The sequence below is a fragment of the Comamonas fluminis genome (assembly GCF_019186805.1).
GTDB classification, from domain to species: Bacteria; Pseudomonadota; Gammaproteobacteria; order Burkholderiales; family Burkholderiaceae_C; genus Comamonas; species Comamonas fluminis.
The window spans coordinates 41752-55973 of sequence record NZ_CP066783.1 but is presented as its reverse complement, the minus strand read 5'-3'; the positions used below and the strand labels follow the sequence as shown (position 1 = coordinate 55973).

General features: G+C 61.3%; 14 protein-coding genes. 6 read left to right on the top strand and 8 right to left on the bottom strand.

The features are described from left to right. Positions 1 to 4: 4 nt before the first annotated feature. The gene (locus JDW18_RS00510) at positions 5 to 1207 is read right to left on the bottom strand and encodes a threonine ammonia-lyase (RefSeq protein ID WP_218241839.1); all 1203 of its coding nucleotides are present in this window, start codon (positions 1205 to 1207) and stop codon (positions 5 to 7) included. Between the two features lie 292 nt (positions 1208 to 1499). Between JDW18_RS00510 and boxC the strand changes: the two genes are divergently transcribed. The 3 genes from boxC (at position 1500) to boxA (ending at position 6192) form a co-directional block, all read left to right on the top strand. After that, positions 1500 to 3158 (top strand): 2,3-epoxybenzoyl-CoA dihydrolase, encoded by a 1659-nt coding sequence (gene boxC / locus JDW18_RS00505; protein ID WP_218241838.1) that lies wholly within the window; start codon positions 1500 to 1502, stop codon positions 3156 to 3158. A gap of 174 nt (positions 3159 to 3332) precedes the next feature. After that, positions 3333 to 4760 (top strand): benzoyl-CoA 2,3-epoxidase subunit BoxB, encoded by a 1428-nt coding sequence (boxB, locus tag JDW18_RS00500; protein ID WP_218241837.1) that lies wholly within the window; start codon positions 3333 to 3335, stop codon positions 4758 to 4760. A gap of 109 nt (positions 4761 to 4869) precedes the next feature. After that, positions 4870 to 6192, top strand: coding sequence for a benzoyl-CoA 2,3-epoxidase subunit BoxA (gene boxA / locus JDW18_RS00495; protein WP_218241836.1), 1323 nt, complete (start codon positions 4870 to 4872; stop codon positions 6190 to 6192). Between the two features lie 131 nt (positions 6193 to 6323). Here the strand turns inward: boxA and JDW18_RS00490 are convergent, their stop codons facing one another. Beyond that, entirely contained in the window at positions 6324 to 6902 is a 579-nt protein-coding gene (locus JDW18_RS00490; RefSeq protein ID WP_218241835.1) for a cob(I)yrinic acid a,c-diamide adenosyltransferase, read from the bottom strand. 154 nt (positions 6903 to 7056) lie between these two features. Between JDW18_RS00490 and JDW18_RS00485 the strand changes: the two genes are divergently transcribed. Both JDW18_RS00485 and JDW18_RS00480 read left to right on the top strand, forming a co-directional pair. Beyond that, the gene (locus JDW18_RS00485; RefSeq protein ID WP_218241834.1) at positions 7057 to 7278 is read left to right on the top strand and encodes a hypothetical protein; all 222 of its coding nucleotides are present in this window, start codon (positions 7057 to 7059) and stop codon (positions 7276 to 7278) included. Positions 7279 to 7342: 64 nt separating this feature from the next. Continuing rightward, on the top strand, positions 7343 to 8761 hold the full coding sequence (locus JDW18_RS00480; RefSeq protein WP_218241833.1) for an FAD-binding oxidoreductase: 1419 nt from the start codon (positions 7343 to 7345) through the stop codon (positions 8759 to 8761). 89 nt (positions 8762 to 8850) lie between these two features. On the opposite strand, the gene JDW18_RS00475 is transcribed toward JDW18_RS00480, so the two are convergent. Next, positions 8851 to 9678, bottom strand: a complete 828-nt coding sequence (locus JDW18_RS00475; protein WP_218241832.1) for a penicillin-binding protein activator LpoB — start codon at positions 9676 to 9678, stop codon at positions 8851 to 8853. Between the two features lie 51 nt (positions 9679 to 9729). Further along, positions 9730 to 10332: a tetratricopeptide repeat protein gene (locus JDW18_RS00470; protein WP_218241831.1), complete on the bottom strand. Its 603-nt coding sequence runs from the start codon at positions 10330 to 10332 to the stop codon at positions 9730 to 9732. 230 nt (positions 10333 to 10562) lie between these two features. Here JDW18_RS00470 and JDW18_RS00465 point away from each other — a divergent pair, with 230 nt between their 5' ends. After that, positions 10563 to 11315, top strand: coding sequence for a class I SAM-dependent methyltransferase (locus JDW18_RS00465; RefSeq protein WP_218241830.1), 753 nt, complete (start codon positions 10563 to 10565; stop codon positions 11313 to 11315). Between the two features lie 20 nt (positions 11316 to 11335). On the opposite strand, the gene sorU is transcribed toward JDW18_RS00465, so the two are convergent. From sorU to JDW18_RS00445, 4 genes are all read right to left on the bottom strand, one after another. Then, the gene (gene sorU, locus JDW18_RS00460) at positions 11336 to 11668 is read right to left on the bottom strand and encodes a SorU family sulfite dehydrogenase c-type cytochrome subunit (protein WP_425514758.1); all 333 of its coding nucleotides are present in this window, start codon (positions 11666 to 11668) and stop codon (positions 11336 to 11338) included. Between the two features lie 80 nt (positions 11669 to 11748). Beyond that, the gene (gene sorT, locus JDW18_RS00455; protein ID WP_218241828.1) at positions 11749 to 12963 is read right to left on the bottom strand and encodes a SorT family sulfite dehydrogenase catalytic subunit; all 1215 of its coding nucleotides are present in this window, start codon (positions 12961 to 12963) and stop codon (positions 11749 to 11751) included. A 42-nt stretch (positions 12964 to 13005) separates the two neighbouring features. Next, positions 13006 to 13584 (bottom strand): hypothetical protein, encoded by a 579-nt coding sequence (locus JDW18_RS00450; RefSeq protein WP_218241827.1) that lies wholly within the window; start codon positions 13582 to 13584, stop codon positions 13006 to 13008. Beyond that, the gene (locus JDW18_RS00445) at positions 13581 to 14126 is read right to left on the bottom strand and encodes an RNA polymerase sigma factor (protein WP_218241826.1); all 546 of its coding nucleotides are present in this window, start codon (positions 14124 to 14126) and stop codon (positions 13581 to 13583) included. The genes JDW18_RS00450 and JDW18_RS00445 overlap by 4 nt, the downstream gene beginning before the upstream one ends. Positions 14127 to 14222 lie beyond the last annotated feature (96 nt).

The following is a 14222-nucleotide window of genomic DNA, read 5'->3' as shown; positions in this document are numbered from 1 at the left end:
GGCGTCAGCCTATGCGCAGGGCTTCCATGCCCGCATCCCGCAGGGCATTGAGCACCTGCTCCACATGCGGCTGGTTGCGGGTCTGCAGCACGAACTCGATTTCGACGTTCTGCGCCGCCAGCATGGTGAAGGCACGCTGGTGGTGTACTTCTTCGATGTTGGCGCCAGCGCCTGCCACTGTGGCGGTGATCTGGGCCAGCACACCGGGCACATCGCGGGCACTGACGCGAATGCGCGCCAGGCGGCCCGATCGCACCATGCCGCGCTCGATGATGTCGGCCAGCAGCATGGGGTCGATGTTGCCGCCGGACAGCACCAGACCAATCTTCTTGCCCTTGAAATGCGCAGGATGGCGCACCAGCGCCGCCAGCCCGGCCGCACCCGCACCTTCGACCAGCGTTTTTTCGATTTCCAGCAGCATGAGAACCGCTTGCTCGATATCGCCCTCATCCACCAGCAGCAGGTCATCCACACAGCGCTGCACCACTTCCTGGGTGATGACGCCGGGCTGGGAGACCGCAATGCCTTCCGCAATCGTCGATGTGCCCATGGGCATATCGGTATGGCGCAGCGCATTGACCATGGACGGAAAGCGCTGGGTCTGCACGCCCACCACTTCAATACCGGGCTTGATGGCCTTGGCTGCGGTGGCAATACCGGCAATCAGGCCGCCACCACCAATGGCGATGATCAGCGCGTCCAGATCAGGCTGTGCCTGCAGCATTTCCACTGCCAGAGTGCCCTGCCCTGCGGCAATGGCTTCGTCGTCATAGGGGTGGACAAAGGTCAGCTTTTGCTCGTCGGCCAGCTGGTAGGCATGGGCACGCGCTTCGGCCAGCGTGTCGCCATGCAGCACCACTTCTGCACCAAAGCCGCGTGTGCGCTCCACCTTCACGCCAGGCGTGAAACGCGGCATGACGATGACGGCGCGCAAGCCCAGTCGCTGGGCGTGATAGGCCACGCCCTGCGCGTGGTTGCCCGCACTCATGGCGACCACGCCACGGGCACGCTCTGCATCACTGAGCAAAAGCAGCTTGTTGAGCGCACCGCGCTCTTTAAAAGATGCAGTGAACTGCAGGTTCTCGAACTTGAGATAGACCTGCGCCCCCGTGATCTGCGAGAGCGTGCGTGATTCAACACAGGGGGTCTGGAGTACAGCGCCTTGTAAGCGCTGACTTGCGGCTTGGATATCGGCAAAGGTCAGCATGGTGATGCCTATTGTGCAAGCGCCCGCTGCGCGCGTCCATGCGCTGATGGCTGATTCTTCGCTTGCTCTGCAATTCATAGCTGCCTACGCTTTCAGAACAAGCACTTGCCCCTGAAATTCGTCGAAATCCTCACCATTGCAGGCTGAACCGAAGCACTAAGGATTTCCCTTGGTTTAGGCGAAACATGCAACATAGTGCTCAAAACCGCATGCATTTTTTGGATGAATCTGCATAATTGTGCTTACATCCAGCCAGTAACTGCACTATTTTTCATCTCATCAGGAGGCGAGCATGCAGCAGCAGCCCATCGTCGATTACCGCACCGAGCCAGGCCAGTACCGTCACTGGTCGTTTGAAGTGGAAGGTTCTGTCGCGCGCATGAAGCTCGACATTGCCGAAGACGGTGGCATTCGCCCCGGCTACAAGCTCAAGCTCAACAGCTACGACCTGGGCGTGGATGTGGAGTTGCACGATGCGCTGAACCGCATCCGCTTTGAGCACCCCGAGGTGAAGACCGTGATCGTCACCAGCGGCAAGGACCGCATCTTCTGCTCGGGGGCCAATATCTTCATGCTGGGTGTCTCATCCCACGCCTGGAAAGTGAATTTCTGCAAGTTCACCAACGAAACGCGCAACGGCATTGAAGACAGCTCGCGCCATGACGGCATCAAGTTCGTCGCCGCCGTCAACGGAGCCTGTGCTGGCGGCGGTTATGAACTGGCACTGGCCTGTGATGACATTGTGCTGATCGACGACCGCTCGTCGTCCGTATCTCTGCCAGAAGTGCCGCTGCTGGGCGTGCTGCCCGGCACCGGCGGCCTGACCCGCGTGACTGACAAACGCCATGTGCGCCACGACCTGGCCGACATCTTCTGCACCAGCGTGGAAGGCGTGCGCGGCCAGCGTGCCGTGGACTGGCGGCTGGTTGATGCTGTGGCCAAGCCTGCGCAGTTTGCCGAGGTGGTCAACCAGCGCGCCGCAAACCTCAGCCAGAACAGCTCAAGGCCCGCATCTGCCAAGGGCATTCAGCTCACAAAAATAGAGCGCACACAAAGCGCTGATGCGCTGGAATACGCGCATGTCAGCGTGCAGATTGACCGCAGCAAACGCACGGCCACGCTCACCGTCAAAGCACCGCAAGGTGAGCAACCCAGCAGCATCGAAGCGATTGAAGAAGCAGGCGCTGCATGGTGGCCACTGGCCATGGGCCGCGAGCTGGACGACGCCATCCTGCACCTGCGCACCAATGAGCTGGACGTGGGCACCTGGATTCTGAAAACACAGGGCGATGCAGCCGCCGTGCTGGCGGCAGACCAGACGCTGATCGTCCATCAAGACCACTGGCTGGTGCGCCAGACGCTTGGCCTGCTGCGCCGCACATTTGCGCGCCTGGATGTGTCCTCGCGCTCGCTGTTTGCGCTGATCGAGCCCGGCTCCTGCTTTGCCGGCATGCTGGCCGAGCTGGTCTTCTGCGCCGACCGCGCCTACATGCTGGTGCTGCCCGACGAGACCGAGCGCGAGCCCGTCATTCAACTCGACGAATTCAACTTTGGCCTGCTGCCTCTGGTCAACGACCAAAGCCGCCTGCAGCGCCGCTTTTATGAAGAGGCTGCACCGCTGCAAGCCGCACGCTCTGCCGTGGGTCAGGCACTCAATGGCGATGCTGCGCAGCAGCTGGGGCTGATCACCGCATCGCTGGACGATATCGACTGGGAAGACGAAATTCGCATTGCCATCGAAGAGCGCGCCGCCATGTCGCCCGATGCACTCACCGGCCTTGAAGCCAACCTGCGTTTTGCCAGCAAGGAAAACATGGTTACGCGCATTTTTGGCCGCCTTTCTGCCTGGCAAAACTGGATCTTTATCCGCCCCAATGCCGTGGGTGAAAAAGGCGCTCTCAAGTTGTATGGAACAGGCCAGAAAGCAGGCTTCGATTTCAATCGGGTATGAGCTATCACCCCCTGAGCGGCTACGCCGCTTCCCCCTCTCTGGCGCTACGCGCCGGAGGAGGACAACGCCCTCGCAGCGGGGCGGCCCTTGCTCGGCGTTACTCGCCTGGGTCGCGCCAGTTTCACATCGAGTACGCGGTTTCACGAATCGGCGAAACATCACAGGAGACACCCCATGAGCAGCATCGACTACACCCAGAAGATTCCCAACAATGTGGACCTGAGCGGCGACCGAACCCTGCAGCGTGCGCTGGAGAGCTGGCAGCCCAATTTCATCAAGTGGTGGGACGATGTGGGGCCTGAAGGCTCCACCAATTTCGACGTGTACCTGCGCACCGCTGTCAGCGTTGATCCACAGGGCTGGGCGCAGTTTGGCCATGTGAAGATGCGCGACTATCGCTGGGGCATTTTTCTCAATCCTGCAGAGCAGGATCGCGCCATTCATTTTGGTGACCACAAGGGCGAAAAAGCCTGGCAGGACGTGCCCGGTGAGCACCGCGCCAACCTGCGCCGCATCATCGTCACCCAGGGCGATACCGAACCTGCATCGGTAGAGCAGCAGCGCCACCTGGGCCTGACAGCGCCGTCCATGTATGACCTGCGCAATCTGTTCCAGGTCAACGTGGAAGAAGGCCGTCATCTGTGGGCCATGGTGTACCTGCTGCACAAGCATTTTGGCCGCGACGGGCGCGAGGAAGCCGAGGCACTTCTGGAGCGTCAATCAGGCGATGAAAACAACCCGCGCATCCTGGGCGCTTTCAATGAAAAAACGCCGGACTGGCTGGCATTTTTCATGTTCACCTACTTCACCGACCGCGACGGAAAATTCCAGCTCGCGGCGTTGGCCGAAAGTGCTTTCGACCCCCTGGCGCGCACCACCAAATTCATGCTGACCGAGGAAGCCCACCACATGTTTGTGGGCGAGTCCGGCGTGTCCCGCGTGCTGGCCCGCACCTGCCAGGTGATGAACGAACTCAAGACCGATGATGTGAACAAGCTGCGCAATGCAGGCGTCATTGATCTGCCCACCATTCAGCGCTATCTGAACTTCCACTACAGCGTGACGATTGATCTGTTTGGCGCAGACCAGTCCAGCAATGCCGCCACCTTCTACAGCTCAGGCCTCAAGGGCCGATACGAAGAAGGAAAACGCGATGATGACCACAAGCTGCACGACCAGAATTACAAGGTGCTGGAAGTGGTGGATGGCAAGCTGCAGGAAAAAGAAGTGCCTATGCTCAACGCCCTGAACGAGGTGCTACGCGACGATTACATCAAGGACAGCAATGCCGGTGTGGGCCGTTGGAACAAGGTGATGGAGAAGGCCGGAATCGACTTCCGACTGACGGTTCCGCACAAGGCATTCAACCGCCAGATCGGTGCGCTGGCAGGCGTGCGCGTCAGTCCTGATGGCCGCCCTGTGAGCGAGCAGGAATGGCAGTCCAAAAAGAACGAGTGGCTGCCCACGGATGATGACCGCACCTATGTCGCATCGCTGATGAAACGCTGTGTGGAACCGGGCAAATTTGCGGGCTGGATTGCGCCGCCAGTGATGGGGATCAATCGCCAACCTGTTGACTTCGAATACGTAAAGTTCGCGTAACCCCCTGAGCGGCTGCGCCGCTTCCCCCGGAGGGGGACGGTGCCATCGCCGCGAGGCGGCTCTTGCTTGGCACCTCTCCTTTTGGATGCGCGCCAGTTTGGAGAACAAAATGAGCACCACCACGCTGATTGAAAACGGCATCCTGAACCAGCATTTGATCGACCCGGAAATTTGCATTCGCTGCAATACCTGCGAGGCGACTTGCCCGGTGGGTGCGATCACGCATGACGATACGAACTATGTCGTCAAAGCCGATGTTTGCAATGGCTGCATGGACTGCATTTCGCCCTGCCCCACGGGCAGCATCGACAACTGGCGCAAGGTGCCGTTGGTGCGCGCCTATAGCGTGGATGAGCAGCTGGGCTGGGAGAGCCTGCCTGCCGAACTTTCCGACGATGTTCTGGCCGCCGCACAGGGCGAGCAAAGCAGCAGCGATGTGCAGGATTTGAGCCAGGCACAGGCCGTGATTGCCGCCGCTGCGGGCATTGCGCCCAGCGCCAGCAGCAGCGGCGCCGTGACTGAGGCCGAGGTGTTTCGCGCAGCCAGTTTTGGTGCAAGCACACCGCCCTGGTCTGCGGCCCACGCGTACACCAATCTGCATGGGCCCAAGAGCCCGGTTTCGGCCACTGTGGTGGGCAATCTCAACTGCACGGAAGCAGGCTTTGACAACGAGACACACCACATCGTGCTGGACTTCGGTGCCATGCCTTTCCCTGTGCTGGAAGGCCAGTCGATTGGCATTATTCCACCCGGGGTGGATGTCAATGGCAAGCCCCATGTGGCGCGCCAGTATTCGATTGCCAGCGCGCGCAACGGCGAGCGGCCCGGCTACAACAATCTGGCGCTGACGGTGAAGCGCGTGGTTGAAGATCACAACGGCCATGCAGTGCGCGGCGTGGCCAGCAACTATCTGTGCGATCTGCAGGTGGGTGAAAAGGTACAGGTCATTGGCCCGTTTGGCAGCAGCTTTTTGATGCCCAACCATCCACGCTCGCACATCGTGATGATCTGCACCGGCACCGGCAGCGCGCCCATGCGCGCCATGACGGAGTGGCGTCGTCGCCTGCGCAAGAGCGGCAAGTTTGAGGGTGGAAAGCTGCTGCTGTTCTTCGGCGCACGCACGCCGCAGGAGCTGCCCTACTTTGGCCCACTGCAGAACCTGCCCAAAGACTTCATGGACAGCAACTTTGCGTTCTCGCGCATTGCAGGCCAGCCCAGACGCTATGTGCAGGACGCCATGCGCGAGCGCGCCGCAGACCTGACCGAGCTGCTGCGCGACGAAAACACGCATATCTACGTCTGCGGCCTCAAGAGCATGGAAGAGGGCGTGGTGCTAGCCCTGCGCGATGTGGCCCAGCAAAGCGGCATGCAATGGGATGAACTGGGCGCCAGACTCAAGCGCGAAGGCCGGCTGCATCTGGAAACCTACTGAGCCTTCTTCGCTTCAACGCACTATCAAAAAAAGAAGCTGCCTGCGCCTTTCATTCGTCGGTTTCAGGCATCAGATACCTTGAAACCCATGAAGATAAAGCGCAAGCAGCTTCGATTTATGTAGCAGCCGGTTTACTCGGAAGCCTGTTCCGCTTGACTTCTGGCCAGGCGCTCGCTCTTCCAGTAAACGTCATCACCGCCATCCACGCGGTTGAGCACGCGGGACAGCACAAACAACAGATCGGACAGACGGTTCAGATACTGACGCGGAGCGGGACGCATGGCTTCGGCCTGCTCCAGTGCCACCACATGGCGCTCTGCGCGACGCGCCACGGTGCGACAGACATGGGCCTGCGATGCGGCGCGCGTGCCCGCGGGCAAGATGAATTCCAGCAGGCGCGGCAGGCTGGCGTTGTAGTGGGCCAGCGCATTGTCCAGCTGCAGCAGGGCATCGTCTTTCAGCAGCTCATAGCCGGGCATGGACAGCTCGCCGCCCAGGTTGAACAGCTGGTGCTGAATGTCGATGAGCAGATCGCGCACATCCTGCGGCAGGGTTTCGCACAGCAGCAGGCCGATATGCGAGTTCAGCTCATCCACATCGCCCATGGCGTGTGGACGGCCGCTGTTCTTCGAAACACGGGTGTTGTCCCCCAGGCCGGTGGTTCCATCATCGCCAGTGCGGGTGGCGATTTGCGAGAGTCGGTTGCCCATAAGTCTTCCTTGTTTAGCTATGCGGTGCGATGCCTCGATTGTGCTTTACACCTCGCAGGCAAATGTAGTCTCAGGCAACCAACTGCAAGAGTGCTGGCTTTACAGCGCATTGCCCGCTGGAATGCAGGCTCAACACTGTCACAGGAGATTCGCTATGAAAAAAGTGAAGCACAAGCGATGGCATCACCTGCGGGATACGCCGTTTGAAGTGATGAGCGTCATTCTTTTCTCTGCCCTCACCTTCGGCGGAGCGGGCGCCGCGCTGGCGCACAGCGCAGGCACCAGAGAGGCCAAAAGCCATCACATCCAGGCCGTACTCGCCCAGCATTCCAGCACCACGCATTCCGTCAAGCCAGACACCGCGCAAAGGGGTTGATAGAGGCTTTCTCGGGAACTTTGCAGTGGTATTCTTTTGACCCCCTAGGAGTTTCCTGAAGACCATGAACGCACCTGTTGCCACGCATGAGCTGCACGCTTTGCAGCGCCCCATTCCCGAAGAGTTTCTGCAAGCGCTGGCAGCGCGTTTTGGCAGTCAATATTCCAACTCGCTGGCTGTGCGCGAACAGCATGGCCGCGATGAAGGCTCGATCGCTGCGCCACCACCCGCAGCCGTGGTGTTTGCCGAATCCACGCAGGACGTGCAGGACGCCGTCAGGCTGTGTGACCAATACGGCGTGCCTGTGATTGCCTACGGTGCGGGTTCGTCGCTGGAAGGCCATCTGCTGGCCGTGCAGGGCGGTATCACCATCGATGTGAGCCGCATGAACCAGGTGCTTTCGGTCAACACCGATGACCTGTGCATTACCGTGCAGCCCGGCATCACGCGCAAGGCACTCAACGAGGCCATCAAGGACACGGGCTTCTTCTTCCCCATCGACCCCGGCGCAGACGCATCGATTGGCGGCATGACTTCCACCCGTGCCAGCGGCACCAACGCTGTGCGCTACGGCACCATGCGCGAAAACGTGATGGCACTGGAAGTGGTGACTGCCAATGGCGAGGTGATCCGCACCGGCAACCGCGCCAAAAAGAGTGCTGCAGGCTACGACCTGACGCGCCTGATGGTGGGCAGCGAAGGCACGCTGGGCATCTTTACCGAAATCACGCTGCGCATCTACCCGCTGCCCGAAGCGGTGAGCGCCGCCATCTGCTCGTTCGCCAGCATTGAAAACGCCGTGCGCACGGTGATTCAGACCATTCAGATGGGCATTCCCATCGCCCGCGTGGAACTGGTCGATGTGAACTCGGTGCGCATGGTCAACGCCTACAGCAAGCTGGAACTGCGTGAAGAGCCCATGCTGCTGATGGAGTTCCACGGCTCCCCCACCGGCGTGAAAGAGCAGGCGGAAATGGTGCAGGACATTGCCAATGAGTTTGGTGGCAATGCCTTTGAATGGGCAGAGCGCCCCGAAGACCGCACACGCCTCTTCACTGCACGCCATAACGCCTATTTCGCAGCCGTATCCAGCGTGCCCGGCTGCCGCTGCATCACGACAGATGCCTGCGTGCCCATCAGCCGCCTGGCCGATGCGCTGCTGGACTGCGTGACCGAGGCGGACGCCAGCGGCATCCCCTACTTCCTGGTGGGCCACGTCGGCGACGGCAACTTCCACTTTGGCTACCTGATCGACCCCGAGAACGACGCCCAGCGCCAGCAGGCCGAGCAGCTCAACCACACGCTGGTGGCCCGCGCCATTGCGCTGGGTGGCACCTGCACGGGCGAGCATGGCATTGGCATCCACAAGCAGGACTTCCTGCTGGAAGAAGCCGGCGCGGGCGCTGTGCAGATGATGCGCGCCATCAAGCAGGCACTGGACCCCAAGAACATCCTGAACCCCGGCAAGATCTTTCAGCTGTAAAAACCATAGCCATCAGCGCTTCATGCATAGGGGCTGACCATGAAAAAGGGCCTGATTTCTCAGGCCCTTTTTGTTTCAGCAACTGATGATTACTTGCCAACCTTCAGTTGGCCACCACGGCCCAGACCGCCCTTGACTTCCTGCGCCTTGTAGTTGCGCAGCGAGATCACCATATTGTTGTAGGCGTCCATGAAAGCGGCCACGGTGGCCTTGCCTTCAGGAGAGCGCGAGAAGCCGCTCATGCCCGCAGCGGCACCGCCGCCAAATGCACCGATGGCAGCACCAAAGTTCGTGGCTGTGGAGTTGCCTTCGGAGATGGAGATCTGCACGCCGGAACGGATGTCGAACATGCTCAGCGTCACCACCGAAGCCTTGCTCTGCATGGCACCACCAATCAAAGAACCCACGCTGCCGAACAGACCGCCGACACCTGCGGCCAACTGGCCGGTGGCGGAGTTGTCGATGATGATGGAAGGCTCCATGTAGTAGTCAGCTGCCACGCGCTGACCCTTTTGCTGGTTCGAGCCAGCGCGGAACTCACCAGAGTTGCGCTGCTTGTCGGTGATCGCAGACATTCTGCTGTCCAGACGGTTGTTGCCGACAGAGGTGATCACAAAGCAGTTGGACTGCTGCACTGCCAGGCGAATCAGCGGCTCGATGGTCGTGATCTTGGTAGCGGCGCCAAAGCTGGCATACCACTCCTTGCCACGACCGTCATCCACAGCCAGTGTGCCCAGAGGCGCATCGCAGCGCTCCAGCGAAGCGTTGGCGTTGACGCTGGTGGAGCCACCTGCAGCGCCAGTGGCCGCCGTAGGAGCCGTGCCGGTGCTGATGGTGCCGCCGCCAGGCGTCACACAGCCGCCCAAAGCCAGAGCAGAGGCCAGAGCCGCCAGGCGCAGAGTTGTCTTCTTGGACATATTGAATCTTTCTGATGAAAAAAATGAAAAACAGTGCAGTGCGCTAATGCATCAGCGCAGATACCAGCCAGACGGACCCCAGACCCAGTAATACGGAGAGCTCACGTACCAGACGCCCCAGGACTTGCGCTCGTCCTCAATGGCCTGATAACGCGCATGCGCATCACGCTTCATGGCCTGCGCCTGAGGCAGCAGACGGCGGGCTTCCTTGTAGCCCTTGGCCGCTGCGCGCGACAGCCAGGCTTCGGCTTCTGCGGGGTCAGCACCCATTTCTTCGAAGCCCAGCAGGTAAATACGACCCAGCGCAAACTGGGCAGGGCCATGGCCCGCATTCCCCGCCTTGCGCATCCATTCGATGGCCTGATAGCTGTTGCGCTCCACCCCATCGCCACGCAGATAGCGCAGGCCCAGGTCATAGGCGGCACGGGGATCGGCTTCCGCACGGGCCGTCAGCGCGGCCAGACGGCGCTCGGCTTCGGGGTTGACGGGTTCGCCTCGGAACGTGGTGACGTTGCGCGGCATTTCAGAGCAGTTATTGCCTTCGCACAGGCGCACTGTTGGCGACGATGGTGCCAGTTGCTCCTGAGGAGTCTGTACGGCACAGCCTGCCAGCGCCAGCGCAGCCAGGGAAAGACAGGGAAGAACGAATCGCATGGAGGCCCCTCGGTAGTTCCTTTTCGTTGCTCGTCAAAAGCAGGCATGAAAGGCTCTGGCCATTTCCATGCAGACTTCTGGCTCTGTCCCTCTGGGCTTGGAGACAAACAACGGTTGAATCAATATACCAATAAATTTACACAATCGCAGAAACGAATCAATAGCTTAAAACATCATCACAATTTTGTCTCAAGCAAAGTTGACTGGTATCGCTGAGATATACCTCAGGCATGCTCCTACGCCTCCCCTCTCTGCCCTGGCCGCTGCCGGCCCTTCTGACCTGGTCTCTGGCCTGGGCCACTTTGCTGCTGCTCAGCCGCGTTCTGCCCTGGTGGCTGGCCCTGGTGGCCGCCTGCACGCTGAGCACTGCCGCCAGCCTGTGGGGCAATAGCTGGTGGCGCCGAGCGATGATTGCCGGGGGCTTTCCGCTGTCATTTGCCGTCATGTGGGCCAGCCAGTTGCCTGCCTGGGGCTGGCTGCTGCCGCTGGGCCTGCTGCTGATGGTCTATCCCCTCAACGCCTGGCGCGATGCGCCTGTGTTCCCTACGCCCACCAATGCGCTGCGGGGGCTGAAAGAGGTTGTGAGGCTGCCAGATCAGGCTCTGGTGCTGGATGCAGGCTGCGGCATGGGTGACGGGCTGCGTGCGCTGCGCAGCGAGCTGCCACAGGCCCGCCTGCAGGGGCTGGAATGGAGCTGGCCCCTGCGCATTGCCAGCGCCCTGCGCTGCCCCTGGGCGCGTGTGCGGCGCGGTGATATCTGGCTGGCGGACTGGAGTGGCTACCAGCTGGTTTATCTGTTCCAGCGGCCCGAGAGCATGGGCCGCGCAGCCGTGAAGGCTGCAACCGAAATGCAGCCCGGCAGCTGGCTGGTCAGCCTGGACTTTCAACTGCCGGGCGTGGAGGCAAGCGCCTGCCTGAAAGGCAATAGCCGCCACAAGGTGTGGGTCTACGCCATGCCGCTGGATGGCGCAGAACGCGGCTGAGAACGGGCTGACGATCTCGTTTACCTGGCGCCGCCGCTGGCCTTGCTGACGTACAGAGAAACAGCGGCGATATCGGCCTCACTCATGGTGGCCTTGAAAGATGGCATGGCGCCGATGCCGTCTTTCAGCGCACGCGCCACGCGGGCAGCGTCGGGCTGCAGCTCATCCAGCACGGGGCCGATAGCGCCTTCCGTGCCCGCGTCCTTGAGCGTGTGGCAGACGGCGCAGGCGGGCGTGGCCCCGGAGATAAACAGCTCTTTGCCACGCGCCATTTGGGCAGCTTGATCTGCATGGGCAGAGCCCAGCAGGGCGGTCATCATCAGGGCGGCGAGGGTGCAGGTCTTCTTCATCATTTTTATGGATTCCATGTATCAAAAGCAGTCTTCATGCCCTGCCCTTCTTGCAGGGCGTGAAGCAGGCGGCTCAACCCCTGTCAGGCCACCGTAACGGTGACTGCGTGATCGGCCCAGCTGGTGTTGTTGTAGCCGCTCTGGTTTTCACCGCGCGTTTCGGGCTGCACATTGCCCTTGACATCAGTGGCGCGGCTGGCCAGCTGGTAAGTGCCCTTGGGCAGCTCTGCCTGCAGCACAAACTGGCGCCAGGCGTACTTACCCATGTCGGGGCCAACCAGACGGGCCTGCTTCCAGGTCTTGCCACCATCGATGGAAACTTCCACGCCCTTGACGGCATTCATGCCACCGAAGGCCACGCCCTGAATCTGCACCTTGCCTGCAGCCTGGTCGCCATCTTCGGGAATGGGGCTGTTGATCCACGACTTGACGCTCATCTCCTGCACCGAAGGCTGGCTGGGGTCGCCCTTGCTGCCAGGTGGCGAGATGCGATAGCCGTGCGACATGATGTGCGCTTCGCTTTCCTTGGCGGTGAAGGCCAGCTGCTTGACGTACTTGATGTTGTTCACACCGGTGTAGCCAGGCACGATCAGGCGCAGCGGGCCGCCATGGGCCAGAGGCACAGCCTCGCCATTCATCTCCCAGGCCAGCAGCGCATCTTCCATGGCCGCCAGGGGCACAGAGCGCTCCACAATCACGCTCTTGGCATCGATACCTGCTGGCAGCACTTCGCCGCCCGTGCCGGTCATGTAAACCATTCCATCTGCCACGCCCCCCAGTGCCTTGACCACGTCACGCACGGGCACGCCGCTCCAGACCACACAGCCAGCGGCCCCCACCGTCCACGGCGTACCGCTGGGTTTGCTGGGGAAGAATGCACGGCCATTGCCGGAGCATTGCAGCACCATGGTGACGGTCTCCAGCCCCATGGACTTGAGCTCACGCACGGTCAGCGTCTTGGGCTTTTTGACGCCTTCAATCTGCACAGCCCAGCCATCGCGGTCTGCCACGATGGTTTCGGGTGGCGTGGGCAGGTTGTTGCGCACATAAAGCTGGTTGGTGGGCGTGACCACGCTGGAGCCAAACGCGCTGCGCTTGGTCTCGATGGTGGTGGAGCTGTGCACGATCACAGCGTCCGCATTCTTGAAGCCCGCATAGCCGGGCAAAGGCTTGGCCGCCGGGGCTGCGGCCTGTGCCAACGCTTGCGTCTGAAAGCTGGCCAGACCGGCTGCAGCCAGGGCGCTGGCACTGCCAGCAAGCAGACGGCGACGCGGCAGAGATGTGGGGGTGTTTTGCATGAAGTCTCCTCTTTGTGGTGAAAGGGTGGAACGATGTTTTTCTTAACTGCTGCTTTGCCCCAGAACGCGGGATGCCGTCGCCAGGGCCTGCTTTTTCTCTGACACCAGCACCAGTGGCCTGCCGCCTTTCGAGCGCACGACTTGCCAATAGGTGTTGGCCCACCAGCCCTGGCCTTCAGCGATGGACTGAGGCTGCTCAAAGGCCAGCACTGTCACGATGCCGCCTTTTTCAAAGAAGGTCGTCAGGTGATACGCGCGGTGGCCGTCAATCTCGCAGGGCCGCATCAGCTGCGTGTAGCCCGGCAGCTTCTGGCCGACAGGCCAGTCGATGTGCTGCGCAATTTCGGCCTCGGGCATGAAGCTGCCGCGCAGCGTGCGCTCGTAGTACTCGTGCTCGATGGCCGAGCGCACCATCTCGGGCGGACGCATGGCAAATACCGCACCGGTGACAGAGCCGCCCACCAGCAGCGCCGCAAACATGCGCTGCAGGCTGCGGCGTGCATACCAGGGGGTGTGGCGCAGCAGATGCGCGGGGGGATCGCCAGGTTCGAAGGCCAGCGCCAGCTCGGCACGGGCGCGCAGGTCAAAGGCGGTGTCGTCAGGACGGTCGTGGTCGTTCATGGTGTGCGCTTTCGCAGCGGGATCACGCTGGCAGGCTGGTGGCTGCTTGGTGCGGTGGCAGGCGGCTGCAGGGCGTTCTTGAGCGCTTCACGCGCCCGCGCAAGACGCGAGAGCACGGTGCCGGGCGCAATGTCCAGCGCCTCGGCCATCTGGGCCGTGGGCATGTCGTCAAAGTAATAAAGCACCAGCACTTCGCGGTGAATGGGGGCGATGCGCGAAAGCGCCTTGACCACATCGAGCTGGGCATCCAGCGCATCGTGATGGTTCACGCCCTGCTCGGCAGACTCTTGCAGCGTCTGCGCCTGCTGCTGTGCGGGATCAAAGTGCCGAAACGCATGGCGGCGCATGATCTGGAACAGCCAGGCTCTGGCCATGCCGGGGTCGCGCAACTGGTTGCGAAAGCGCCAGGCGCTGGTGAAGCAGTCCTGCACCACATCTTCGGCAACCGCACGCGAGCCGGTCAGCGCCCAGGCGCTACGCAGCAAAAATCGGTAATGCTCGCGCACCCACTGGTTGTAGCGCGACTCGGCGGTGGAGATCATGTTGCTAAAGAGCGCGCCTGCGCCGCTTTCATTCCATGCCTTCGCAAATATTTTGTGGCCTGGCTTCTGATTTCATACCAAATCGGCCTCTAGCGC

Coding starts and splice junctions, on each gene's coding strand:
- boxC (WP_218241838.1), top strand. CDS start 1,500: ATGCAGCAGCAGCCCATCGTCGATTACCGCACCGAGCCAGGCCAGTAC.
- boxB (WP_218241837.1), top strand. CDS start 3,333: ATGAGCAGCATCGACTACACCCAGAAGATTCCCAACAATGTGGACCTG.
- JDW18_RS00485 (WP_218241834.1), top strand. CDS start 7,057: ATGAAAAAAGTGAAGCACAAGCGATGGCATCACCTGCGGGATACGCCG.
- sorT (WP_218241828.1), bottom strand. CDS start 12,963: ATGCAAAACACCCCCACATCTCTGCCGCGTCGCCGTCTGCTTGCTGGC.
- JDW18_RS00475 (WP_218241832.1), bottom strand. CDS start 9,678: ATGTCCAAGAAGACAACTCTGCGCCTGGCGGCTCTGGCCTCTGCTCTG.
- sorU (WP_425514758.1), bottom strand. CDS start 11,668: ATGATGAAGAAGACCTGCACCCTCGCCGCCCTGATGATGACCGCCCTG.
- JDW18_RS00445 (WP_218241826.1), bottom strand. CDS start 14,126: ATGATCTCCACCGCCGAGTCGCGCTACAACCAGTGGGTGCGCGAGCAT.
- JDW18_RS00465 (WP_218241830.1), top strand. CDS start 10,563: ATGCTCCTACGCCTCCCCTCTCTGCCCTGGCCGCTGCCGGCCCTTCTG.
- JDW18_RS00470 (WP_218241831.1), bottom strand. CDS start 10,332: ATGCGATTCGTTCTTCCCTGTCTTTCCCTGGCTGCGCTGGCGCTGGCA.
- JDW18_RS00510 (WP_218241839.1), bottom strand. CDS start 1,207: ATGCTGACCTTTGCCGATATCCAAGCCGCAAGTCAGCGCTTACAAGGC.
- boxA (WP_218241836.1), top strand. CDS start 4,870: ATGAGCACCACCACGCTGATTGAAAACGGCATCCTGAACCAGCATTTG.
- JDW18_RS00480 (WP_218241833.1), top strand. CDS start 7,343: ATGAACGCACCTGTTGCCACGCATGAGCTGCACGCTTTGCAGCGCCCC.
- JDW18_RS00490 (WP_218241835.1), bottom strand. CDS start 6,902: ATGGGCAACCGACTCTCGCAAATCGCCACCCGCACTGGCGATGATGGA.
- JDW18_RS00450 (WP_218241827.1), bottom strand. CDS start 13,584: ATGAACGACCACGACCGTCCTGACGACACCGCCTTTGACCTGCGCGCC.